Here is a 24067-nt window from a genome sequence, read left to right as displayed (position 1 = left end):
GATCTTCACAAAGCATGTCGTGAGATCTTGTCAGTAAAATTGTAAAAAAGGATCCGGGGGTCTTGAGAGACCCACAACATTTCTCAGCAAAACGATATTATTCAGAGCACTCTGGTAAATCCGCCGATCTTATCATCGCATATTTTCTTGTGTCTTTCTTCTTCTGCGACAAGGTGCTTCATATCTTTTATGAATTCTGTCCGGTTCTCTTCATCAGGGAAAACCTCTTCCAGAACATTAGTGTCCGCCTTAGTTATGCCGTGATACGTGTCCCTTGCGAGTACTTCATATTTTCTTATCTCACTGAACATCTCGTAGACATTTGTCCGGTTAAAATCAAACACCCTGTGGGGAATTCCTCGGGGTGCACTTTCTGGGAGTTCAGTATTTGCCATTTTGAGCCATTTTTCAAGGATCAGGGCGTGCTTGTCTGAATCATGGGACAGGGTTTCCATTGCTTCCAGATGTTGTCCTTCAAGTTCGATCCTTGCTTCCCATGCTGCAAGCTGCTCCATTTCAGTTTCAATCCAGTACATTCTTTGAAGCTGCAGGACTAGAATTTCTTTTTGTTTGATGTTTTCCAACCGGATCTCTCCAAAATAGCTTATTTCGTGAATATCTTTTTTTATCTTATATATAATCCTATGGGGTAAAGTCATTGGATGATAGCTATAATGCTTCGAGATCTACTATTTCAAACAAATCCTTTAATTTATTTCTCAGTTGTAATAATTTCTTTAATTAAAACTTAAAGTAGACCAAAGAATACTTAATTAATTAGTAGGAACAAGTTTGTTGGTTAAATATTTTGTTTTTGTGCGTGGTGTGTGAAATGAGTAAAATACTGAAAGCTGTAGATGCCATGGTCAATTCTGAAGAATTGATCACTGATGTAAAAGCATTGCAAGAGTCTTTGTTCTTTATGTATAACCAAAAGTATGTGTGGTCAATACAAAAGGAATTAGGTGACTATTATCTTATTTACTATGTAAAGCACAATGAAGTAAAAAATGTCATTGATGCTATCAAGTACATGCCAAATGATCCTGGGCCATATATCTCATACAGCTCAAAGGATTACAGGTCCGATAAGAGTGGAGATAATTTTCTGGAATTATATCAGATCGTAAAAGAAAAGCTGTATAATATTGATTCTGTATTGGATAATATTATAGGTGGAGAATAATCTTCCACTTATTTACTTTTCTTTGATCAATTTCCATGGTATTTTCTCATTTCATTTATCCTTATATTTTCTGTGATCTATTGTGAATGCATCTTATACTTTACTGATATTTCATCAAAATCACAATAAGTAGCATCTATCTCTTTTCTATGGGTTATAATATATATAATAGCAAAAACAATCTCTCTGTGATGTAACAAAGTTGCATTATTCGATGCAGTTCTACACTTCTGGAAGTTGAACTACATTATTTCAATTATTACTGCTATAACATCAGTATCTGAGATCCTGGAAAGAAACAATGGATGATCAAGTAAGAAAAACGGACAAAGACGTGTCTGTCATTTCTAATGGCTGTCATTTTTGCTTTGTATATAAGGATAAGGCACAGCTGGCCGAATTTCTGCAGAATTACATAATGTCAGGTCTCGATGGCAACGAACTATGTGTATGGATGACCCCTGATGTGGAAAGTGCTACAAAGGCAAAAGATATGCTCAAAGAAAGGGGCATTTATATCGATCCTTATCTTCGCACATCCCAGCTTGAGTTCGTTCCTCTGCCGGAATTGCCCGGAAATGACCTGAAATTATTGCCTTCTCTTCTGCTTGATCACTGGAAACTCATGCAGGACCAGGTTATACTGGATGGTTTCGATGGTCTTCGATTTAACGTGGATCTGCAGGATGTTGAAGGTTCCGGACTGGAATATCTTACATCTTATGCCGATATTGTAAAAGATACTGTCAGGGAGCTTGGGATGAGATCGTTGTGTACTTTTCCGATCGATGTTTTCTCCCGCTCTGAGGTCATCGATCTGATGCACAGGAATGGCAACATCATCATGAACGTGGATGAAAAGAACCTTTCACTTGTGGAGGAAACATCGGCTATTAAGCTGGAAATACCAGTGTCTCCTAAACCAACAAGAAAAGATGAAGAGCTCAGTTGCATCTATCACAGCAGTCCTGCCATTGCCTTCCTGTGGAAGGCCGAAAAAGGATTCCCGGTTGAGTTCGTGTCGGATAATGTGAGCCAATTTGGGTATGATGCAGCGACCTTGATGTCTGATGAGATCGTCTATGCTGATATTATTCATCCGGATGATGTTGAAGGCTATTATTCTGATCTTCTTGAATGCTTAAAACAAAATAAAAGAGATTTCTCCAAAGAGTACCGTATTCTGGATCGAAATGGAAATGTCCATTGGATATCTGAACATTCTCAGCTGGAAATTGTGGAAGATGGTATTACTGACCGCTATCATGGTATTATCCTGGATATCACTGATAAGAAAATTGCTGAGGCTGAATTGAAGGAAGCAGAAGCAGATTACAGGGTACTGTTTGATAGATTTAGTTATGGTGTTTATGTCCAGGATCTTAATGGGACTTTCCTTAAGGCCAATAAGGCCGGACTTGAATTTTTAGGTTACACGTATGAAGAACTTCTTTCTCTGAATTCAGGTTCAGTTATCCTCTCAGACTGTGTAGAGGAATTTAAAGTTCATATGGGTGAAGTGCTCGATAATGGGCATTCGATCTTTGAGACGGTCCTTCTGAAAAAGGATGGGATGAGCTTACCTGTGGAAATGAATGCCAGTCTTATAGAATACAGGGGTAAAAATGCGATTCTGCTCATTTCGAATGATGTCATTGAACGCAGGAACAAAGAGGAAAACCTGTTAGCTGCAAAGGCTAACGCCGAAACTGGCATTATTGCGAAAAGTGAATTCCTTTCCAATATGACGCATGAGCTCAGAACTCCCTTGAATGCTATAATTGGTTTTTCCGATGTTATGCTTGGATCGGGAGATATTAATGGAAAACAGGAGAAATACCTGCATAATATCTCGGATAGTGGTAAGAAGCTACTGGGAATTATCAATGATATTCTGGATATTTCAAGGGTGGAATCCGGGGATGTGGAATTGAACTACGAGCATTTCCTTGTTTTGGAATCGTTTGATGTGGTTTGCTCTCTGCTTGCTCCAATGGCTGAGAAGAAAGATGTTGATCTGCATTATGAATTAGATCCACGGGGTATCGTTATTAAGGCTGATAAGCAGAAGTTCGAACAGATCCTGCAAAATCTGGTGAGCAATGCAATAAAATTTACTCCTGCAGGCGGTTCTGTTGATGTCAGTGCAAGATTTGTTGAAGAGCGTTTAGTGGTTCAGGTAAAAGATACTGGTATTGGTATTTCTGAAGAGGACCGTCAGTCCCTTTTCAAGCCCTTTAGTCAGGCGGATGCTTCCCACCGTCGGGGTTACGGTGGTACCGGTCTTGGCCTTGCAATTGTCATGCACTTTGTGGAGATGCATGGTGGAAACGTCTGGGTCAAAAGCAAACCCAACTTGGGAAGTATCTTCTTCTTTGATATACCTATTTCAGGCGCATCGCCTTGTAAATCGAAGTCTATAACTCAGCGCCCTATTCCGGAGATCGCTCAGCAAACAGTTCAGGACAATTCCGGTCATATTGATAGTGATGCTATTGATGAACTGGCTGAAAAGGTAGCTCCTGAGATCATAGTTCCTGACAAATGCACGGACAACGATCCTCTGATACTCGTTGTTGAGGATGATGAAAGGTCACGTGAGCTTTTGATGCTAACGTTTATTGATGGTGGTTATCGTGTTGTTTCTGCTGAAAATGGTATAGAAGCTGTGGCAATTGCCAGAAAATTGAAACCTTTTGCTATTATCCTTGGTGTAATGTTACCGGAGATGGATGGGTGGAGTGTACTTCGCCATTTGAAAGAGGACGTTTCTACCTCTGATATCCCTGTAGTAATGATCTCTATGATGGATCAGAAAGAAACTGCTCTGGAACTTGGTGCAGTGGATCACCTGACCAAACCATTCGATCGTGATTATCTTTTGAAACTGATGGACAGGTACAAAGAGAAACTTGAACGAAAAAACCCAGTGATCCTGATAATTGATGATGAGCCTTATGCTGTTGAGCTTTTGTCATCTATGCTGGAACCGGAAGGATTCACCGTATTGCGTGCATATTCCGGTACGGATGCAATTGATATATGCACGGAACAACAGCCAGATATTGTATTACTTGACCTCATGATGCCACATGTCTCCGGATTAGATGTGATCTCCGTATTAAGATCAAACCCTGAAACCAGTAATATTCCTATCGTAGCATGCACCGGGAGTGATATTACAGCCAGGGACCGTGTACTCATGGACAGGAAAGTAAATTCGATTATTCAAAAAGGAGTTTTCAGCAAAAAGGATCTGCTTGATACTATTCATCGTGTAATTTCAGATGTCGTGTCCAAATAAATATATATTTTCTTACCAATTCTATATCTATGTCATTCAATGAAACAGTATCCATGTATGCCCAGCAAATATTAGGGTCGCTTTTTGGTACAATTGAATACAAATTAGCACTGGCAGCCTCGATAATGGTATTATCTGTGATAGTTGCTTATCTGGTAGATCTCGTTTTCAAGAAAGTTCTTCTGCATTTCACCTCTAAGACAAGATTTGAGATCGATGATCTTGTAATACACGCTGTAAAGAGGCCTATATACTACACAGTTATACTCATGGGTGCATTCCTTGCACTTTCCATAGTTGGTGGTGCAGAAAGTTATCTGTGGATCTTCAATGACATATTGCTGACCATTCTGGCACTGGTCTGGATATTTACCTTGATCAGCCTTAACAAGATACTGTTTGACAATGTCTTTCCCTCGTTAGTAAAGAAGACAGAGACAAAGATCGATGACGAAATGCTCCCACTTCTGAAAGGTCTCTCTGATATTGTGATCGGTCTGGTCGGAATCGGTCTGATACTCGAAAGTGTCTGGGGATTGAACGTTGTTCCTTTGTTCGCATCTGCAGGTATCGTGGGTATTGCAATAGCATTTGCTGCCAAGGATGCTATCTCACAGTTCTTCGGTGGTCTTTCTATCTATTATGACAAGCCTTTCAAGAACGGTGATCGCATCGAGATAGCCGATGGCCAGCTCGGGATCGTGGAAGAAGTTGGTATAAGAAGTACCAGGATACTTGATTTCTACAATAATATGATCATTATCCCTAACAGCATAATAGCAAACAACAAGGTCATCAACTACACATCACCCCAGCCTAAAATGATGGTGAAAATAACCATCGGTGTTGCCTACGGTTCCGATGTTGCAAAGGTAAAAAGGGTCCTTCTGGACATCGCAAAGGGAATTGACCTTGTTCTGGATTACCCAGAACCATCTGTTCGTTTTGATAACCATGGGGATTTCAGCCTTGATTTTGCCTTGATTCTATGGGTAAAGTATCCCTCTGAGAAGTTCAGCGTCATAAACGAGGTTAACACGCTGATAGATTCCGAGTTTGGGAAGGAGGGAATAGACATACCATTCCCTACGTATACAATACTTAAGGATCAATGAATGTAGAAAAGAATGCTTTATTTATCAGCGAGTCTTTCTATAAATAGTCCGGTACAAAAGTATTTATGCCTAGAAATCTATTTTATTTTAGAGGTGATATTATGGATTATGAAGAAATATTCAAGCGAGCATGGGATGTTTTCAAAGAGAACATTGCAGCTTATGTAGTAGCTACATTGATAGCATTTATAGGCTCCATATTCATTGTGACTATTGCACCGCTATTCTACGGTCTTGCTTACATGGCCGTAAAAGGAATGGGTGGTGAAAAGGTTGAGATCAATGACCTGTTCGAAGGTTTCAACAATTTCATAAAGAGCTGGGTGTTCTTTATCATATTCGCTATTATAGTGGGAATAGGATTTATGTTCCTGGTACTTCCGGGAATCGTGCTTTCAATACTTATGATCTATGCACTCCCTCTCCTTATCATAAGGGGATACGGCGTAATGGATTCCATAAAAGAAAGTATTGAGATCTCCAAGAACAACTTTGTCGACACCCTTGTTCTGGCTATCATCCTGTGGGTGATCACCGCAATAGGCGGCATGGTCTATGTTGGTTCTTTACTGACAACACCATTCTACTTCCTTGCGCTGGTAGCAGCTCTTGAAGCACAGATCGGTGCAGGAGAGAGCTATACTGCCGAGTATACGGAAGTCTCGGACGTTGAGTGAGGGAATTTAAAAATAGTATTTTGGGTCATAGGTTGAGTGTTCTATGACCCGGTTTGAATTTTTTGTTTATTCTTTTAAGGTTTAATCTATAGTAACATCCAGTTCATTTTCTGTAACGTGTAGGTAGGTAATGTAATTACCCAACGGATCATAATTTAAAATAAGCTTAGATGTATCATAGTCCACGGTATCCTGCATTGTTCCATCTTTTGGGTTAACATTTGTGCGGAATTTAATTGATCCATCTTTTGTCATTAGTTTAATGTAATGTTGGGTAAGGTCATTTATTGTTAATGTGTTATTACTATTATATTCGATTTCATAGTTTGGTAATTCAGTTGTAGGTCCGGTAAGATTCCAGGAAAAGTCCGGGCTAACTGAATCATATTCATCATAATAAGTGCCTTGATCGTCCTTATATTTCATATAGAATGAATCATCTGTTAGGTTGAGATTAGCATATTGTTTATCTACCGTTTTCACTTTTTTAACATTTCCATCCTTATCCAGCTCTACCACTTCTATTTCTTTCTCTAATATCGGGATTGGGTTTACACAGTACCACTTTTCTGCGTAACCGACTTCCGTATCAACATATGTGACCCATACATGAATGCCGTTTTCCTTTTTGAATATATATGAAAGTGTCCTGGAGCCGGCTGTTGCAACTATTTCTTGATCAGCTGGACTAAATTGATGGTTAGATCCTGCTGCTTCAAGATAAAAATGGAGGTCATAGATTGGTTTTTCCTCTGATGCGTTAACCATTCCCACTCTGAACTCATAAGGCATATCGAATGTTCCCTGTGGAGGTTCTGTACAAAAGTGAATAATGGCTGTTTTGTTACTATCAATCCCTGTTGCACTTGCATAGGTAAGAGAATCTGCATAATCAGCCCAGGCCTTATAATACTGGCTTTTAATGTAAACATCAATTTGTTCATAAGTGACAGGATTTTCTCTTGGACTATTTGGGATTGGATATAGTATTGTTGGCTCATTGTCTGAAGTAACTGTAATATCAATATCTCCATCACCACTTGATGATGACTGTCCATTGAGATCAATTATTGGTAAGGTAAGTGTAACACCATTATAGTGGAATTCGGGAGGGGATATCATAACTGTTCCACCTTCGGATCCATAATCTGACCATACTCCGCCACCTTCATATGCTACCGTTCGATCATTATTTTTGTATTCTATGGTTCCCAGTGAGCAGTTGAATTCATCTATGACCATCGAATTATTGGTGATAATAATGGTTATCTTACTTTCGTCGGAATCATCACTGTTCACATCGACAGTCCCACCCATAAGGGAAACAGAAGTTGTCTGAAGCGGGGATTCTCCAAGGGCTACTTTACTTATTCGTGAGTCCAGAATTGTGAAGCCTTGTTCTACTCTTTGTACCTGTGCATAGTCCTGCATATCGAAAATTACAGGTACACTATATACCAGCATCGCACTAATGGCAACTATGGCGAGTGAAAACGCGAGCATAAATCCGACAACAGCTGAAACTGCTTCGCAGGATTCGAATAAACTTTGTTTATCTCTCATAAGCTATATCCCCTTTTATTCAAGACACATTATTAATCTGTATTTATAATATATACATCTATGTCTCCAGTGTGTTTATCTTTTTTACGAATATAGTGTGGAATTAGTATGATCTAAAGATCCAATTTCCAATGCTTCGTTTAGACAATCTTCACATCTGTTATAATATGTACTCTTTAGAATTGTATTAAATAAAAAATTGATATATAGTCCCCTGCTTACTTCTTTTGCTAGCTATTACAGGGATCAGATCTTGTCCTACAAATCTATAAGTAGTTGATATTGTGACTGCAGGTACTACTAGCAAGTCATCAGAAGTAACAATCCAGGGATTTCTTATAATAAAGATTCCCCGTTTGATACTTGTTTTGTCTTTTAATGATTATTCTAAAGTAACATCCAGCTTATTTTCTGTGACGTGCAGGTAGGTAAGGTAATTACCAAGTCCCTTATAATTTAGAGTGAGGGTAGATGTATCATAGTCCACGGTCTCCTTCAAATCTCCGCCATTCTTTGGGCGTTCATTTGTACGGACTATAATTGATCCATCCTTTGTCAATAGTTTGAAGTAATGTTGGGTCAGGTCATTTATTGATAATGATTCATTATAATACTTGATTTCATAGTTTGGTAATTCAGTTGTAGGTCCGGTAAGATTCCAGGAAAAGTCCGGTTCCTTTGTATTATAGTCATTATAATAACTGCCTGTATGTTGATCAACATATCTCATTTTGAAAGTTGAATCTGTCATATTAAGTTGCACATATTCTGATTTTATTGGAATCACTTCAATTTTCTCATTCTTTTTCCCTTCATTTTTTATAACTTCTATGTCTATGTCCTTCTCTTCTATTGGAATTGAATTAACACACTCCCATTTTTCCGCGTAACCTAGTTCCTCATCTACATATGTGACCCAGACATCCATGCCACCTTGTGCCTTAAATATGTATGAAAGTGTTCTGTCTCCCGATGTTGCAATAATTTCCTGGTCAGTAGGGTTAAAACGATAGCCATTTCCAGTCTTATTTTCTTTTTTTATCGCTTCAAGGTCAAAAACGAAATCTTCGATTGGTTCATCCTCTAACGGATCCACCATGCCCATTCTGAATTCATAAGGCATAGGGGTGAACTCTCCTTGTGGAGGTTCTGTACTGAAGTGAATTGTGGCTGTTTTGGTACTATCATTCACTGTTGCACTCGCATAGGTCAGAGAATTTGCATAATCAGCCCATGCTTTATAATACTGACTTTTGATGTAGACGTCAACTTTGTCATGATCGACAGGATTTTCTCTCAGAGTATTTGAGATTGGATATAGTATTCTTGGTTCGTTGTCTGAAGCTACTGTAATAGCAACATTTCCTTCACCGCCTGCTGATGATTGTCCTGTTATGTTCATGATTGGTAAGGTAAGTGTTACACCATTGTAGTGGAATTCAGGAGGGGATACCATAACTGTTCCACCTTCTGAACCATAATCTGACCATATTCCGCCACCTTCATATGCTATCGTTCGGTCACCATTTTTGTATTCTACGGTTCCCAGTGAGGAGCTGAAGTTTTCTACTACCGTTGAATTATTGATGATTATGACGGTTATCTTACTTTCATCGGAATCATCACTGTTTACATCTATAGTGCCACCCATAAGGGAAACAGAGGTTGTCTGAAGCGGGGACTCTCCAAGGGCTACTTTACTTATACGCGAGTCCATAATTGTGAATCCCTGTTCTATCTTTTGTGCCTGTGCATTGTCCTGCATGTCAGATAATACAGGAACATTATAGACTAAAATTACACCAATGGCAACTATGGCAAGTGAATACATGAGCAACAATCCTACAACAGAAGAAACTGCTTTGCAGGATTCGAATAATCTTTGATTATTTGTCATAGAGATTCCCCTGTTTATTCCAGACTTGCTCCTAACTGAGATACTACAATATATACATCTATGTTCTCATCAGTGTAGTTCTTTTGGGCATATGCCGTGGAAATGGTATGGTTGAAATCTACTTTCATCCCCAATGTTTCGTCCAGATAGTTTCCCCATCCATCATAATATGGACTCGTTACATTAATGTCAACAGCTGAAACGTTTTGATATTTGTAGATAGTCGTTCCTTGTTCAACTTGTTCGGCTACTACCCGGATCAATCCTTCTCCTGCAAGTCCATCATTTCCTCCCGGTGTGATTCCTATTTTGACTACAGGTATTACGAGCAATTTGTCAGAATTAACGAACTGTGGATCTTTTACAGCTATTGATTCACCTGTTTCATACTTTGCCCAGACACCAGTATTTTGATAAGAAATACTTCTGCCTTCAAATTCATTTCTTATTTCACCTATGGACTGAAGTGGAAAATTTCGAGTTTCTGGTGTAGACGTAGTACTATTCCATGTCTGCATGGTAACATTAATGTCGCTTTCACTACTAGTTATCCAGATGCCACCCCCATACATCTTAAGTTCTACTGACTGGGATGGGGCATCGTTGAAAACTACTTTGTTGACGTTCTCCCCTAAAACGATGAAACTTTGCCTTATGTTCTCTGTATGTCCGCTTTCCTGCATGTTTTCAAGTGCAGGAAAACCAGCAACACTGATCACTGTTATAGCAATTAGCATTATTCCGAGTATGAGCACTACGTCAACGACTTCAGATACTGCATTTTCAGAATCAAGTATGTTTATTCTTGCCATATCTACCATATCCCCATGTTAATCAGTGTATCTCTATAATCTTTGCAGTATTGTTATAGAGCATAAAGTGTTCACCTGAAGCACTGTTTATTGTAGTGTTCTTAATATTGACATTTCTTAACTCAAAAGGTATTTTCACTCTTGTTTCATCACGTCCATGAGACTCAAATATCATTTCTTTGTCATTATCCGAAAATTCAACAAATTCAACATAATAATATTCATTAGCTACTTTTAGGGGCAACAGGATCTCATATCTTATTTCCCCAACCTCTCCGCCTGCATTGGTAGTAATGTTCACGAGAGATTCCATTTCTGTAAGCTGGAGTGCAATATTGCTTCCATGTATCTCAAACTCTTCTCTCATGACAGTTTGCTCGGATTGCTCCATCATATTGTAGGATGCATTCATTACAAGCAAAAAAGTAATTACTGTTATCGAAAATGTAAGTATGAATCCAACAGAGGTAGCTACTGCGCGATTGTCATGGAATATTTGCTTCATGTTCGATCCTCATGGTACTGTGACTGGAATTGATAAGTTAATTTTGTTATTATTGGATGAGAGGCTTATTGTTGCATTGGTGACCCATGATCTTTTTTCGACAAATGAAGTTTGTTCATCATCATCAAGTACTCCGGAGATAGTATAATACCCCATAGCATTGCTTGAGTTCACAAATTTGATTTTGTATGGGTCAGTTGTTGTAGATGTGTCGAACTTAAAATCGTATGTGTCGCCATCGATCTCTTTTCCAGTAATGTTCAAACGCATATATGCATAAAGTGGTTCTTGATGTGTATTATTATTGACAGTTATATTAATATTAACACTATCATTGTAGACTTTCATGAGCCATGTTGTTCCGGATTGATTAATGACTTGAACCTCATATGCATTCGATGCATTTCCGAGTTTGGAGGTATCATTAAGTTCAATAGTGAATTCATCTGTACGGTTTACATTTTTGACGACGATCCAGTCAGATTCCCCCCCATATAGCCCACTTTTCGTAAAATATGGGTCAACAAGAGAGCTATTATCAAAAGATAAGGAAAGTCCACGGAAAGCATACATGGCTGTAACTTCATTTGCATAGCTGTTCATATATTCGGTAAATTCAGCTTTACTGTTATTGTTGTATGCAGCTTTTGTAGCTTCGTCTGTCATCTGGGCAACATTTGAGATGTCGTAACTGCTAATATCAGTGGTTGATTCCGATGCCATGTTGCTTGCATAGATGACATTGTTCAACATTATGGTTGTTATGACCAGAGTGAACCCTATGGCAAATGCAGCAAGTAAAAGCAATTGTGCGGAATCGTCAAATTTTCTCATATTAACATCTCTTATTTATTTTACATACGCCATAAAGTAAGTCTTACATCTACGATATTGTATAATGCAGTTGTATCATCAATATCCGGTATGCCAGTGGTATCTTCATATAATGCTCCAACATCCGAATCTGAAAGTAATACTTTTCTTGAGACAATGACGGCATTATCAGAAGGTTGTCCATTGAATATGTAATAATTTTTAGGTCCCTCGTTGTATCCAAAGTAGTTATCGGAGCCTGAAACTGTACTGTAGGAAAACTCAACGTTATGTGCAATTCCCTTCTTCACTAAAATGTGATCCAGCAGATCCACAACTGGTCCTTCTAGCGGGCTATTTTCATCATCATTGGATTTATAGATGGTATTATTCCATGTGTACGTCTCACCATTCCAGATAAGAATTGCTTCTTTCAGATCAGAAGAGTTCTGCCCATGCGGTGTATGGTCAAGTGCCATCAGCATATCCTGGCCCATGGTATACATCTGGGATTCAATATGGGCATTTGCAGTAGATGAGGTAAGTGGGGTAAGTGCAGTTGCCTGGACAGCAAATATGAGTATAACTACCATTAATGTTGCAGCCATTATGGCTTCAAGGGTATGCATCTGTGCATTCTGGTCGTTTCTGATATCAAATATTTTTTGATATCTCATTTTACCACACCCTCACTGAAAGTATACCCTTTTCAGTAATTCCTGTTTTTGTATCTTCTATCAGGACAATTCTCTTTGTCTGACCGATGTTACCTGAAGTTGGAAGTGGTTTTCCAGCAGCTATGTTTGCTGAACTGTTGTCTAGGTTCTCTAACGTCACATTAAGATTATATTGGTGATACCGTCCCTGCAATCCCAAATTTGTGACCTCAGTATCATAACCGCTAGTTAATAGGTTAAGTTGATTTTTAAAATAATCGTTTGTCTTGTTTCCATCGATCAAATTTGGTGTATTGATGTTTCCCGCACTGATCTCCTTCTCAGTGATGGATGTAGCAACACGGTCAGCAACAAGTGTTACTTCATCAGAATTGGACTGGAATGGTGTAAATAAACCTGCTGAATACTGGAATATGAAAAATAATGCAACAATGAATATGGTAATTCCCATAAGGTAATCGATTGTTACCTGGCCTTCGTCATTTCTTCGAAGTTTTCTGTTTAACAAATTAGGTCTTGTCATATTCTTCATCGTTCCTTTGTGGGATGTCTTTGGATAAATGGATCTTATATACCATATATCTCTGTACCATTCTTAACTTTTTTGATATTTTTCTCGACGATTGACAATCGATTCTTATCGACTTTGAGTCCTGCAAGCTGTTCGATGAACCAGATGGATTTTACATGGTCATCGGGTGCGAGCTTCCAGTCGGATTTCTCGATGTAATAGTCGATACCTTCTGCGTATCGCATAAGTTCAAGGCGAACATCTTCGCTGATCCAGCCAAGCTCCTCATAGTAGGAAAGAATGTCTGGGAGGTGATTTTGTCCGACAAGTTCCATAAGGAATTCAAGCCATTCCATACAGAGCTTCATATTGGTAGAATTTTTGATTATGTTGTTCAGCTGGACATTTTCACCATTTGCACGATAGCTTCTTGCCCCAAGGTTCTTAAACTCCTTCTCAACAAAATCGGTTAGTGACAAAATTTCATCCTTAATTGATTGAGTTTGTTCCTCGGTGTCAGATCTGAGTTCCTTATTTGCGTTATGTGTTTTTTCCACACTCTTTATCAGGTCAGAAGTGACTGAATGGATTTCAAGCATGTTTTTCTGGGATTCAGCTTGCATGATGTTCATTGAAGCAAGTGTCTGATCCAGCTCATCGATGCGTTTATTTGTTTCAAATATCTCTGCAGATCTTGAATTGCCGAAATCTGTTAATTTCTGCATCTGGTTTAGCATAATTCTGTAAGAACCTGTTAGTTCCATAATGTTCTGCTCAATGGTGTTAAGTCCGGTCTTAAGCTCAACATTATCGGTTTGAATGCTTTCCAGTGTAATTTCAAACCCATTGAGACGTTTTTCCAGGAACTCTATCTTTTCTGCGGATTCCCCGACTCTCATATTGATAATGGAATTGGACTTATCCTTATCCTTTTTCATGGAATTGATAGATCCTTCCAGTGTATTTATCGTGCCAGATATGTTCTTTATATCCTTGGTGAGGTCTTCATTACTCTGCTTTGAAAGGATAAGTTCATCTTTTATTTTTTGGATCTCTTTGGAAGAGTTTCCAATATTTATATCATTATCCGAGCCAACTGGAGTGGTTGTATGTTCTGTTTGTTCCATTTCTGCTGTCACTTCTAATGGGAAGTTTTCAAATTGAATGGAAGAAGCTTCCAATTCAGGAGCATTATGAATGTTTTGCGGATCAATAGGAATTACCGTTCTGATCTCCTCTAATGTTGGAGAATCTATATTTTTATGAGGTATTGTTTCCTTTTTACCAGAATTGAGGTCCACATGTTTTTTGACCGGTTCAGGAATCTCTTTCTGGGTCTGAACTTCTGCTACCGGAGGTTGCCATTCTTCCATCCTGTCAAGAAGTTTTTTCTTGTGAGTGAACCGTTTGAATGTTTTTGTGATCAATCCTATGATCCCATTTCCATTTTTGCTAACTTTATTGTTTGTCTCTGGCATTTCGTTTTCCAGATTGGGTACTATGTTAGGGGCTGCTGGCGGGAATAATGGTGTTTCTGATCCCTGGTCTCTTTCTTTATTTAGGTGAGGCCCTTTTATGGTTTCAGACGGCTCGAAGGGATTGGATATTGTATTTTCCGGTATGTTTTCGAATAATTTTTCTTCAAGGCTCTGAAGCGGGTTATTTGAATCTTTATTAAGAGGTGCTTGATCCCCATAAGGTAAAAATGAGCTGTTGATGGTATCTTCTGTTGGAAGGTCCGGTTCAAACAATGGCAAAGATCTTTTCTTTGAGCTGGTGATCTTCTCAGGAACAGTTTCTTCATTTGCTGTAGCAGTGATCCCATTAAGAAGACCTTCATTGATATTCTTTTGAGCACTGTTCGTTTTTTCCAGATCATCTGGGTCTTTTTCAATCTTAAAAAGAAACGATGTGTCAGTATCAACAGATTCCAATTTTCGATTCTCTATTCCATCGATGGTTAAAACTTCTGGTCTGGAATTTTGGAGGTCTACTGGATTGATATGGATATTACTATCCGTAATAGTAGCATGATCATTACTTTTAGGATCGGCTATCGGGATAATGGCTTTATTTAACAGAAAACCAGTGTCTTCGGTATCAAAGGGAGATGTATCTTCCTTTTCCTTTTTATTTCCCCACGCTAGTTCACTCATTACAGACCAACTTTTGAGTTTAATGTAGTTGCTCTCCGGATTCTTTGAGCTTGTAAATAAGCTCTTTATGGTTCTCAGAAGATACAACGATTTTGTTACATTTGCATAGCTCTGGTTATTATATGTTTGATTTTTATTTAAGGCTTACTGATTATAATAATGGTGATGTGTCTATGTTATTTACATTAACTTAAACTTTCACTACTCACTACTCACAGGTTTATGTAAGACTTAAGGTTAAAATAAATCAAAATATATCCAAGAACAAGCATCCCGAGTGAAACTATCCATGCCCATCTCAATATTCGAGCTAAATTTTCGGGCTGTGTTAAAATAAAAAAAAGTCTGTCGGCCAGGTTTGGCCGATCAGAAGGTTTGTTCTGCATGAGAAAGCCTTATGCTTTGATCCTCTTCAAGCGGAACGTGTTTTCTCTTTCCATCTCTTCAAGACGGAGTCTTATGAAACTCATTGATTCCTGCAGGTCAGGTATGACCTTGAACTCAAGTGCATTGACACGCCTCTTTGTTTTTTCGATATCATCAAGAAGTTTTTTCATGGTTGTTTCGATCTCTGCTGCCAGAATAATCTTTTCAACCAGGATTTCATATGAATCGACGGCTTCATCAATGTAAGAGCTTGTTCCGAGAATTCCGTATCCACGCTTGTTTATGGGTTTACGCACACTTGAGGATTCGATCTTTGGCACTACTACGCCCATGATGTTGTGGCTTTCGAGCTCGATCTGTGGTGCATCTTTCATTGCAAATGCTGTGGATTTGACAGTTATCCTGCCTTCCACAGATTCTGCGATACCGATCTTCTCATTGGCCTTTTCATAGGCAGCATCCAACTCTGAGCGTACATCCTTTGCCTTGCTTAAGATATCAAAGAACTCAAGGATAAGTCCATCTCTCTTCATTTTCAGCAGCTTGTGGCCACCTTCTGAGAGCTTGATCTTCTTCTTCAGCTCAATGAGTTCTGATCGAGTTGGTTTAACGTCTTTTGCGCCCATTATAGATCCCTCGCTACAGTATCACTCGCTGGTCTTCTGGTGAGCAGGGTGGTACTTTTCGATGTACTTGTTATCGATCCTGGAGAGTTGTGCTTCAGGCAGCTCAGAAAGGATCTCCCATGCGACTCTCAATGTGTCATCGATGGAACGGTCCTCATCCCTGCTCTGGCGAACAAATCTGTCTTCGAACAGATCTGCGAACTCAAGGATCTTCCTGTCTCTTTCGGACAATGCTTCTTTACCGACGATAGCAACCAATCCACGAAGGTCACGACCTTCTGCGTATGCTGCATACATCTGGTCAGATACTGCCTTGTGATCGTCTCTTGTCTTTCCCTCTCCGATACCGGAGTTCATAAGACGAGAGAGTGATGGCAATACATTGATCGGTGGGTAGATGTTCTTCATGTGAAGTTCACGGGAAACCACGATCTGTCCTTCGGTAATGTAACCGGAAAGGTCAGGGATCGGGTGGGTGATATCGTCACCAGGCATTGTAAGGATGGAGAACTGGGTAACAGATCCCTTTAAGCCCTTGATAACACCTGCTCTTTCATACAGTGATGCAAGATCAGTGTACATGTAACCTGGGTAACCACGTCTTCCTGGAACTTCTTCTCTTGCTGCACCCATCTGACGCAGTGCTTCACAATAGTTTGTGATATCTGTCAGGATAACGAGTACGTGCATGTCATGCTCGTATGCAAGGTATTCTGCAGCTGTAAGTGCCATCCTTGGAGTGATGATACGCTCGACAGCAGGGTCATCTGCAAGGTTAAGGAAAACAACAGCTCTTTCAAGAGCACCTGTGTTCTCGAAGTCCTTCATGAAGTACTGTGCTTCTTCACTGGTGATACCCATTGCACCGAAAACTACTGCGAAACTTTCATCGCTTCCTGGAACTTTTGCCTGCCTTGCGATCTGAAGTGCGATCTCGTTGTGTGGAAGACCTGATCCGGAGAAGATAGGAAGTTTCTGTCCTCTCACAAGTGTGTTAGTACCATCGATTGTGGAGATACCTGTCTGGATAAAGTCCTCTGGTGGCATCCTGGAAAACGGGTTCATTGATGCACCGTTGATGTCCACTTTCTCGTCAGGAACGATGCGTGGTCCACCATCGAGTGGTTCTCCTGCTCCGGAAAGAATCCTTCCGAGCATATCCTTTGATACTGGCAGCTTTATGGTCTCACCACTAAAGATTACACCGGATTCTTCGTTGAGTCCGCCTGTACCTTCGAAAACCTGGACGACTACCATATCTGCAGATGTATCAAGAACCTGCCCTCTCTTGGTGGTTCCATCCGGCAGGTTGATCTGAACAAGTTCACCATACCCTACAGGTTCTGTCTTCTCAAGGAAAATCAGAGGTCCGGAAACCTCTACGATCGTTTTGTATTCTTTGGTCATGTTCAGTTGCCTCCGAGCTGAGCAAATTCTTTGTCCATCTTTGTCATGACTGTGTCCAGTGCACCCTCAAAGTCCTCTTCGAACTTGACTTTTGCCAGTTCATCCTTGGACTCGATAGTGATTATCTTGTTCATTGGAACTCCTGCTTCAAGCGCAGCGGTTGCCATCTCTCCATACTTTGTGATGGATTTGAGAAGCTTGTACTGCTTGTCAAATGGACAGTATGTGTCGACAGGGTGGAACGCATTCTGCTGGAGGAAGTATTCCCTTACCATACGTGCGATCTCAAGTGTCAACTGCTGGTCTTCCGGAAGTGCATCTGAACCGACGAGCTGTACGATCTCCTGCAATTCGGATTCCTGCTGTAAGAGATCCATTGCATTGTCTCTGAGTTCGGTCCAGTCAGGTGCGACGTTCTCGGAGAACCAGTCTGCAAGACCCTGGGTGTACAGACTGTAACTTGTCAGCCAGTTAATGGATGGGAAGTGTCTTTTCTGTGAGAGCTTTGCGTCAAGAGCCCAGAACACTTTAACGATACGAAGTGTGTTCTGTGTGACAGGCTCGGAGAAGTCACCACCAGGTGGTGATACTGCACCAATAACTGTAATTGAACCATCAAGTCCTGCAAGTGAGTTCACGGAACCAGCACGCTCATAGAACTCTGAGAGCCTTGCTGAAAGATATGCTGGATAACCTTCTTCACCAGGCATCTCTTCAAGTCTGGATGAGATCTCTCTCATTGCTTCTGCCCATCTTGAGCTTGAGTCTGCCATGAGTGATACGTCGTATCCCATGTCTCTGTAATATTCTGCAATTGTGATTCCAGTGTAAACAGATGCTTCACGAGCAGCTACTGGCATGTTGGATGTATTTGCGATAAGAACTGTCCTTTCCATAAGTGGGCGGCCAGTCTTTGGATCTTCGAGTTCAGGGAACTCGTTCAATACATCAGCCATCTCGTTGCCGCGCTCTCCGCAACCAATGTAAACCACAATATCTGTGTCACTCCATTTTGCGAGCTGCTGCTGTGTAACTGTCTTTCCTGATCCGAATGGACCTGGGATTGCAGCGGTACCGCCTTTTGCAACAGGGAACATTCCGTCAAGGATCCTCTGACCTGTGATCAAAGGCTTGCTTGGCATGAGTTTCTTAGCTACAGGACGTGGACCTCGTACAGGCCACTTCTGCATCATTGGAAGCTCGGTTCCATCAGCAAGTACACATACAGTTTCGTCTACCTTGAAGCTTCCGCTCTTGATCTCTTCTACTGTACCGGATACTGTTGGTGGGAGCATGATCTTGTGCTCGATGTTTTCAGTTTCCTGAACAACACCAATAACACTTCCACCCTCTACAACATCACCTTTGCTTACTGTTGGCTTGAACTCCCATGTCCTTTCACGGTCAAGTCCGTTTGCAGTTACTCCTCTCTCAATGAAGTTGCCCATCTTTTCCTGTAGCACAGGGAGAGGTCTCTGAATACCATCATAAATACTTTCTAATAATCCGGGTCCAAGTTCCACGGCTAAAGGCAAACCAGTGTTCACTACAGGTTCTCCGGGTTTGATACCGGATGTATCCTCATATACCTGAACAGTAGCTTTTTCGCCTTGGATCCTGATAACTTCACCCATCAGTCCTTCATGGCCTATCTTGACCACATCGTACATTCTCGGTTTAATTCCTGTAACTGTGACGACCGGTCCTGCCACACGATAAATTTCACCATTTACTTCCACAGATCTACACCTACCGATTGTTTTATTTTTTCCCTTAAGTTTGAGCTTTCACCAGTTCCTCCGAGAGTAACGACTGTTGGCTCAACAGACTCACTTAGAGTGTCTCTCAAAATTTCCGGTAGCTTATTAACATCATCGCCATGCATGACAAAAATTCCAACCTCGGAATCTTCGAGGACCTTTTTGACCATGGATTCCAGTTCATCATCTTTGGCTTCATATATTTTTTTGACACCAGCCAGCCTGAATCCTGTAACAAACTCGCTGCTACCTACTACTGCTAATTCCATTAGATCACCAACTGGTTCCTGATTATTTCCTCATCAAGATTCGCTGCTTTTCCACGCAGTATGATGCGTAGGTTGTTCACTTCATTCTTCTTGTTCAGGACATAGTCCATGATCGGAACAATGGATAGTGGATACACATGTGAAAAGCTTGCAGCGGATTTGATGCTGTGTCTTGTAAGTTGAGTTTCCAGATCTACCAGTGAATCCATTTCCGGGCTCACTATGCCAGAGATATCTTCCCAATATGGATATTTTTCAAGTGAATTGATAAATTCACTGAAAGGAAGAGGCAATAGCTTTTCGATCTCTCTCATACTCAAATGAAGACCACCATCAAGAATGAGGTCTGCAATTTCGTCTTCGCTGACATCTGCTTTCTTTAATCTAAAGAGTGTACTGAGATTCTTTATGTCGATCTCTGTGCGGATGAACTTTGAGAACAGCTTACGGTCATTGGAACCTGGATTGCCGATCGCATTGAACAGTCCGTTATAGTACTCCTTGTCAAGCTGATTTTCAATAGCAGAGAGGTTTGTCCCATCATATCCTTTTAATATCGGGTAATAATCGGTTCCACTGAGAGCATCAATGACACTTTCATAGGATTCTTTTTCTGCAAGGCTTGACAAAAATGTATAAGACAGTTGTCCGGCTGATACGAGACTATCATTTATCTCTTCTAATGATGCATTACAATACTTTCCACGTAGGATCGTTTTGATGCTCCATATGTCATATTTTCTTAAATATTCTGAGATAAGATAGTTCAACTCGCCTTCTGAAATGTTGATAATCTTTCTAAAAGTGACGCCCAGGTTTCTGTTCAATGCATGCTCAAACAGATCCACGCCGTCATATACTCTTGCCAGTTCGTCGACATCCTGCTTATATTGTGATTCTTCGATGAAACGTGTGATCTCATCAATGCCCATGTTCATAAGTCGTGGATATGTCTCCTTTGGAAGAAGATTGCTCTTCATCGCCCGAACACGTGCTGTCACATAAGCATAATTGGAGCCACTTCCGCTATGATTCGGACTACTTTTCTTTTTAAATTTTTGCAAAAGCCGCATTTGGATATCACCCGAACAAAATATCAGATGTTTGTTTCAATGATTGCTCATTAACATTCTTCAAGATTATGTCATATGTATAATCCAGACGAACTGTTCCATCATTGTTCTCAATGACTACGCCACCAATACAATCGACATTGCCGGCATATTCCAATGAAGAGAGTTTTCGGACAAGTTCCTCAGAGTCTTTGTTAGAATATATTTTGCTGCCGTTACCTTCATTTTCTTCAATGATGGCTTTCAACAACTCTTCCTGTTTTTCAGCAGGGAGAGATACAATTGACTCTACTGCATTGTTGTATACTTTATCAAGGACTTCTTTGCGGGCATTAAGCATTGCACGCTTGACTTCAAGGTTTGCACTGGATGTCTCTTGCTGACGTAATCTTTTGATATCATCTTCTGCTTTTGCCAAGCGGTCGCCCATGATATTCTTTGCAGTCTGCCTTGCTTCATCAAGTATCTGTGATACTTCTGAATCAGCACCTGCATTGATCATGGTTACTTCTGCCTGTGCGGCATCCATGATATCTTTAATAACTGTTTCGAGTCCCATGCTCTGACACCTTCAAAGAATTTAAGAGCAATAAATTTGCTCTTAAATTAACTTAGCTGATAAGCAGTGCGACGACAAGACCGAAAATGACGATTGTCTCTGGAATTACAGTAAGGATCAATCCCTTACCGAAAAGGCTCTCGTTCTCTGCCATTGCACCGATTGCTGCTGATCCAATGTCTCTCTCTGCAAGACCGGATGCAATACCTGTGAGTCCTACTGCGAGTCCTGCTCCGATTGCTTTTAATCCTGCTGGGTCCATCATTGTTGTTGTTGCTACTGGGTCTACCATTTATTCATTCCTCCGTGTATTTTCTTATATAACCGAATGGGTTGTATTTTCTTCCGCCACCTTCGTAGAATTTACCGAAAAACTCTACATACTGCAACCTGAGTGCATGTAATCCAGGGGCTATTATACTCAGGACTGTGTTTAACGCATGTCCGAATATGAATACTAATATTGCACCTACTGCTGCTATGATGCCGCCTTGTGGCAAGATCATATCAAAAGCTATGAGATTGACAGTAGATGCAATATAAATTGATGACAATCCTACTGCTATTAAACGAGTGTAGGAAAGTGCATTACTTAAAAGTGCGGGTAATTCAATAGGTCCTTTTACACCTTCTCCTTTAACGAGCATGACGAATCCTATAAGGAACACTATTATACCTATTATTTGTGTGGGTGCGGTACCAGTGTAACCGAGTACTGCTAAGATTATTCCAAGTTCTACTACGATCCAGCTACCCTTTTCAAACATTGCTGCAGCGAAACCGTGTTTTCGGTTTTCGTTTACGAATCCAACCAAATATCCGAAGTTGATGTGGAGCACACCGACAAGTGCTGTTGCAGCGATCATTGTCATGATCATGTGTGTTCTGTGGATCGGATATGTGACCAATTCTCCAGCTATAGGGGATGTGAAAAGTGTTACTGTTTCAAATCCTGCTATTAATCCGGGAATAGTGCCGTGATCGGTGTGAAGACTTGCAAGTGGGAATCCAAGGAACTCACCGTAAAGAATACCAAATAAAAATGTTGATATCTGACAGTAGATAAGCACGTTCATCAAAGGCTTCACAGCATCTGACTTGACCATCTTCTTTATTCCCAGAGCAAGTGTCAGAAGGATCAATGCGTATCCGATATCACCAAGGATCATTCCATAGAAAAGTGGGAATGATATGAATATCAGTGCAGTTGGGTCGATCTCCTTGTACTTTGGACGGGCATAAAGATCCATTATTTCCTGGAATGGTCTTGTGACCTTTGGATTGTCATACTCGATTGGTATGATGTCCGTATCTGCCGTTGTGATTTTTTGTACTGATACAAAAGCTCGTCCGTTTGTTGCAGTGTTTACGATGTTCTCAAGTCCTGCAACGCCATCTTCCGGTACCCATCCATCTATCATGAATGTGTGCTCAGATGTCGCAACTTTGACGGGAGCTTCTGCTTTTTCGGATTCGATAGTAAGCAGTTCTTCACTGGCAAGTATAAACTCAGAATATTTCTCTTTGATCGATGATACATCTGTTTCCAGTGCTTCGATCTGTTTCTGGATGTCTACTTCTTCCTTTGTAATGCCTGCAAGTAATGTTTGTGGAGTGCCATTTGATTCAGGGATCCTAAGTTCTCTGAACTCAAAGTTTGAAAGTATTTCTGAAACGGTTGCTTCATCCTCTTTCTTGACAAACAATACTACAGTTCCGGAATTCTGGTCATATTCCATCTCGTAGGTCGATGTAACCTTTGAGATGGCAGGACCGACATTTTCCTTGACAGTACCTGCAAAGACTGCGATGCTCTCATAATTGCGGTACAATTCCATCTCTATTGGAATTGCTGAGAATGGCGCAAGGTCTTTCGCCAGTGTTTCAAGTTCCTTTAATCGTGATTGCAGTTCAGACCGTTTTTCTGTTTTTTCACTAACCTCTTCATCCAGTTTATCAAGTTTGGATTCAAGGTCGTTTAAAACAGAGTTAACCTTCTGCTTAGGTGCATCTGATTTTTTTACACCAAGGAAGGATGAGATCGATCTTAACTGAATAAGCTTCTTAGAAACATCACCTGCGTTTTCGAAAGGTCTGCCAAGTTTGAGTCCGGAACCGTCCTCATTGTAATCCTCAAGGTGGAAAAGATTGCTGCTATGAAGAGCTTCAATGGTTTCTTCCATGATGTCCTTGTGGCCTACAATGACGGCACGACTCATCTGTTTTGGCTTAAGCATGAATTGCCCTCTCGAATTCTGTTGTTAAATTCTCAACGGCTTTTTGAACGTTAGCTTCAGCCTTTTGACTAATGTCTCCAGCTGCAGCGTTACCGTTAGTGATAATCTCTTCAGTTTCCTGTTTGATTGTTTCTTCAGCAGATCTTAGTGCACTCTGTGCGGACTTTGTCGCATCAGTTTCTGCCTCTTTGATGATCTCTCTGGCTTCAGCACGAGCATTCATTATATGCTCGCTCTTGTTTTTGAGCCCTTCCTCCACCATTTTGGCCGCACTTTGTTCTGCTTTTTTTATTTCGGATAATATTTTGTCTTTGGCCATATAAATCCTCAATATATTATATACTGTTTACTTAGCGCGATTTACTCACCCCTATAGCAAGCATGCATATAAGTTATTCGGTTCCGTCTTTCTGATTGCGGAAATGTTAATAATTTATAATGGATATTTGCAAAAAAGACTTAAGTTCTGACTATCTGTAAGCCTGATGCTCAACTTGTCAGAACTTTTATTGAGACGCCTGTCTCTTGATATG

At 40.4% G+C, this 24067-nt stretch carries 22 protein-coding genes; 4 read left to right on the top strand and 18 right to left on the bottom strand.

Features of this window, described 5'->3' with window-relative positions; all coding sequences use genetic code 11:
- Nucleotides 1–101: 101 nt before the first annotated feature.
- Nucleotides 102–584 carry a hypothetical protein gene (locus LI82_RS09225; RefSeq protein WP_135607205.1) on the bottom strand — a complete coding sequence of 161 codons (483 nt, stop codon included), beginning with the start codon at nucleotides 582–584 and terminating at the stop codon, nucleotides 102–104.
- 248 nt (nucleotides 585–832) lie between these two features.
- On the opposite strand from LI82_RS09225, the gene LI82_RS09220 reads away from it, so the two are divergent.
- The 4 genes from LI82_RS09220 (at nucleotide 833) to LI82_RS09205 (ending at nucleotide 6282) form a co-directional block, all read left to right on the top strand.
- Complete coding sequence (locus LI82_RS09220) at nucleotides 833–1186, top strand: hypothetical protein (RefSeq protein WP_048195219.1); 354 nt, start codon at nucleotides 833–835, stop codon at nucleotides 1184–1186.
- A gap of 301 nt (nucleotides 1187–1487) precedes the next feature.
- Complete coding sequence (locus LI82_RS12545) at nucleotides 1488–4490, top strand: response regulator (protein ID WP_052402861.1); 3003 nt, start codon at nucleotides 1488–1490, stop codon at nucleotides 4488–4490.
- A 29-nt stretch (nucleotides 4491–4519) separates the two neighbouring features.
- Nucleotides 4520–5605: a mechanosensitive ion channel family protein gene (locus LI82_RS09210; protein WP_081955804.1), complete on the top strand. Its 1086-nt coding sequence runs from the start codon at nucleotides 4520–4522 to the stop codon at nucleotides 5603–5605.
- Between the two features lie 101 nt (nucleotides 5606–5706).
- Entirely contained in the window at nucleotides 5707–6282 is a 576-nt protein-coding gene (locus LI82_RS09205; protein WP_048195216.1) for a glycerophosphodiester phosphodiesterase, read from the top strand.
- Nucleotides 6283–6363: 81 nt separating this feature from the next.
- On the opposite strand, the gene LI82_RS09200 is transcribed toward LI82_RS09205, so the two are convergent.
- The 17 genes from LI82_RS09200 to ahaH form a co-directional block, all read right to left on the bottom strand.
- Nucleotides 6364–7845 (bottom strand): DUF7289 family protein, encoded by a 1482-nt coding sequence (locus LI82_RS09200; protein ID WP_048195215.1) that lies wholly within the window; start codon nucleotides 7843–7845, stop codon nucleotides 6364–6366.
- A 382-nt stretch (nucleotides 7846–8227) separates the two neighbouring features.
- Nucleotides 8228–9742 (bottom strand): DUF7289 family protein, encoded by a 1515-nt coding sequence (locus LI82_RS09195; protein ID WP_048195214.1) that lies wholly within the window; start codon nucleotides 9740–9742, stop codon nucleotides 8228–8230.
- A gap of 14 nt (nucleotides 9743–9756) precedes the next feature.
- The gene (locus LI82_RS09190) at nucleotides 9757–10563 is read right to left on the bottom strand and encodes a DUF7289 family protein (RefSeq protein ID WP_236622724.1); all 807 of its coding nucleotides are present in this window, start codon (nucleotides 10561–10563) and stop codon (nucleotides 9757–9759) included.
- A 13-nt stretch (nucleotides 10564–10576) separates the two neighbouring features.
- Complete coding sequence (locus tag LI82_RS09185) at nucleotides 10577–11059, bottom strand: DUF7266 family protein (protein ID WP_048195213.1); 483 nt, start codon at nucleotides 11057–11059, stop codon at nucleotides 10577–10579.
- A 9-nt stretch (nucleotides 11060–11068) separates the two neighbouring features.
- Nucleotides 11069–11893, bottom strand: coding sequence for a hypothetical protein (locus tag LI82_RS09180; RefSeq protein WP_048195211.1), 825 nt, complete (start codon nucleotides 11891–11893; stop codon nucleotides 11069–11071).
- 20 nt (nucleotides 11894–11913) lie between these two features.
- A complete protein-coding gene (locus tag LI82_RS09175) occupies nucleotides 11914–12549 on the bottom strand; it encodes a DUF7288 family protein (protein ID WP_048195210.1) in 636 nt (211 codons plus the stop codon).
- A gap of 1 nt (nucleotide 12550) precedes the next feature.
- Entirely contained in the window at nucleotides 12551–13081 is a 531-nt protein-coding gene (locus tag LI82_RS09170) for a DUF7287 family protein (protein WP_236622723.1), read from the bottom strand.
- Nucleotides 13082–13116: 35 nt separating this feature from the next.
- A complete protein-coding gene (locus LI82_RS09165) occupies nucleotides 13117–15216 on the bottom strand; it encodes a FlaD/FlaE family flagellar protein (RefSeq protein ID WP_048195208.1) in 2100 nt (699 codons plus the stop codon).
- 395 nt (nucleotides 15217–15611) lie between these two features.
- On the bottom strand, nucleotides 15612–16229 hold the full coding sequence (locus tag LI82_RS09160) for a V-type ATP synthase subunit D (protein WP_048195206.1): 618 nt from the start codon (nucleotides 16227–16229) through the stop codon (nucleotides 15612–15614).
- A gap of 21 nt (nucleotides 16230–16250) precedes the next feature.
- Nucleotides 16251–17636, bottom strand: a complete 1386-nt coding sequence (locus tag LI82_RS09155; protein WP_048195203.1) for an ATP synthase subunit B — start codon at nucleotides 17634–17636, stop codon at nucleotides 16251–16253.
- Nucleotides 17637–17638: 2 nt separating this feature from the next.
- Nucleotides 17639–19375 carry an ATP synthase subunit A gene (locus LI82_RS09150; protein ID WP_048195201.1) on the bottom strand — a complete coding sequence of 579 codons (1737 nt, stop codon included), beginning with the start codon at nucleotides 19373–19375 and terminating at the stop codon, nucleotides 17639–17641.
- Nucleotides 19366–19665, bottom strand: a complete 300-nt coding sequence (locus LI82_RS09145; RefSeq protein ID WP_048195199.1) for a V-type ATP synthase subunit F — start codon at nucleotides 19663–19665, stop codon at nucleotides 19366–19368. Before LI82_RS09145 ends, LI82_RS09150 begins: the two co-directional genes overlap by 10 nt.
- Nucleotides 19665–20738, bottom strand: coding sequence for a V-type ATP synthase subunit C (locus LI82_RS09140; protein ID WP_048195197.1), 1074 nt, complete (start codon nucleotides 20736–20738; stop codon nucleotides 19665–19667). The genes LI82_RS09145 and LI82_RS09140 overlap by 1 nt, the downstream gene beginning before the upstream one ends.
- A 7-nt stretch (nucleotides 20739–20745) precedes the next feature.
- Nucleotides 20746–21297, bottom strand: a complete 552-nt coding sequence (locus LI82_RS09135; RefSeq protein ID WP_048195195.1) for a V-type ATP synthase subunit E — start codon at nucleotides 21295–21297, stop codon at nucleotides 20746–20748.
- A 52-nt stretch (nucleotides 21298–21349) separates the two neighbouring features.
- Nucleotides 21350–21589 carry an ATP synthase gene (locus LI82_RS09130; RefSeq protein ID WP_048195194.1) on the bottom strand — a complete coding sequence of 80 codons (240 nt, stop codon included), beginning with the start codon at nucleotides 21587–21589 and terminating at the stop codon, nucleotides 21350–21352.
- A 4-nt stretch (nucleotides 21590–21593) separates the two neighbouring features.
- Nucleotides 21594–23534 carry a V-type ATP synthase subunit I gene (locus LI82_RS09125; RefSeq protein WP_048195193.1) on the bottom strand — a complete coding sequence of 647 codons (1941 nt, stop codon included), beginning with the start codon at nucleotides 23532–23534 and terminating at the stop codon, nucleotides 21594–21596.
- Nucleotides 23527–23853 carry an ATP synthase archaeal subunit H gene (gene ahaH, locus LI82_RS09120; protein WP_048195192.1) on the bottom strand — a complete coding sequence of 109 codons (327 nt, stop codon included), beginning with the start codon at nucleotides 23851–23853 and terminating at the stop codon, nucleotides 23527–23529. The genes LI82_RS09125 and ahaH overlap by 8 nt, the downstream gene beginning before the upstream one ends.
- Nucleotides 23854–24067 lie beyond the last annotated feature (214 nt).

The sequence above is a fragment of the Methanococcoides methylutens genome (genome assembly GCF_000765475.1).
Taxonomy (GTDB): domain Archaea; phylum Halobacteriota; class Methanosarcinia; order Methanosarcinales; family Methanosarcinaceae; genus Methanococcoides; species Methanococcoides methylutens.
This window is presented reverse-complemented; position numbering and strand designations above follow the sequence as displayed.

Bases quoted from the DNA above. Each gene is read 5' to 3' on its own strand.
- LI82_RS09220 (WP_048195219.1), top strand. From the start codon at position 833: ATGAGTAAAATACTGAAAGCTGTAGATGCCATGGTCAATTCTGAAGAA.
- LI82_RS12545 (WP_052402861.1), top strand. From the start codon at position 1,488: ATGGATGATCAAGTAAGAAAAACGGACAAAGACGTGTCTGTCATTTCT.
- LI82_RS09210 (WP_081955804.1), top strand. From the start codon at position 4,520: ATGTCATTCAATGAAACAGTATCCATGTATGCCCAGCAAATATTAGGG.
- LI82_RS09205 (WP_048195216.1), top strand. From the start codon at position 5,707: ATGGATTATGAAGAAATATTCAAGCGAGCATGGGATGTTTTCAAAGAG.
- LI82_RS09200 (WP_048195215.1), bottom strand. From the start codon at position 7,845: ATGAGAGATAAACAAAGTTTATTCGAATCCTGCGAAGCAGTTTCAGCT.
- LI82_RS09195 (WP_048195214.1), bottom strand. From the start codon at position 9,742: ATGACAAATAATCAAAGATTATTCGAATCCTGCAAAGCAGTTTCTTCT.
- LI82_RS09190 (WP_236622724.1), bottom strand. From the start codon at position 10,563: ATGGTAGATATGGCAAGAATAAACATACTTGATTCTGAAAATGCAGTA.
- LI82_RS09185 (WP_048195213.1), bottom strand. From the start codon at position 11,059: ATGAAGCAAATATTCCATGACAATCGCGCAGTAGCTACCTCTGTTGGA.
- LI82_RS09180 (WP_048195211.1), bottom strand. From the start codon at position 11,893: ATGAGAAAATTTGACGATTCCGCACAATTGCTTTTACTTGCTGCATTT.
- LI82_RS09175 (WP_048195210.1), bottom strand. From the start codon at position 12,549: ATGAGATATCAAAAAATATTTGATATCAGAAACGACCAGAATGCACAG.
- LI82_RS09170 (WP_236622723.1), bottom strand. From the start codon at position 13,081: ATGAAGAATATGACAAGACCTAATTTGTTAAACAGAAAACTTCGAAGA.
- LI82_RS09165 (WP_048195208.1), bottom strand. From the start codon at position 15,216: ATGAGTGAACTAGCGTGGGGAAATAAAAAGGAAAAGGAAGATACATCT.
- LI82_RS09160 (WP_048195206.1), bottom strand. From the start codon at position 16,229: ATGGGCGCAAAAGACGTTAAACCAACTCGATCAGAACTCATTGAGCTG.
- LI82_RS09155 (WP_048195203.1), bottom strand. From the start codon at position 17,636: ATGACCAAAGAATACAAAACGATCGTAGAGGTTTCCGGACCTCTGATT.
- LI82_RS09145 (WP_048195199.1), bottom strand. From the start codon at position 19,665: ATGGAATTAGCAGTAGTAGGTAGCAGCGAGTTTGTTACAGGATTCAGG.
- LI82_RS09140 (WP_048195197.1), bottom strand. From the start codon at position 20,738: ATGCGGCTTTTGCAAAAATTTAAAAAGAAAAGTAGTCCGAATCATAGC.
- LI82_RS09135 (WP_048195195.1), bottom strand. From the start codon at position 21,297: ATGGGACTCGAAACAGTTATTAAAGATATCATGGATGCCGCACAGGCA.
- LI82_RS09130 (WP_048195194.1), bottom strand. From the start codon at position 21,589: ATGGTAGACCCAGTAGCAACAACAACAATGATGGACCCAGCAGGATTA.
- LI82_RS09125 (WP_048195193.1), bottom strand. From the start codon at position 23,534: ATGCTTAAGCCAAAACAGATGAGTCGTGCCGTCATTGTAGGCCACAAG.
- ahaH (WP_048195192.1), bottom strand. From the start codon at position 23,853: ATGGCCAAAGACAAAATATTATCCGAAATAAAAAAAGCAGAACAAAGT.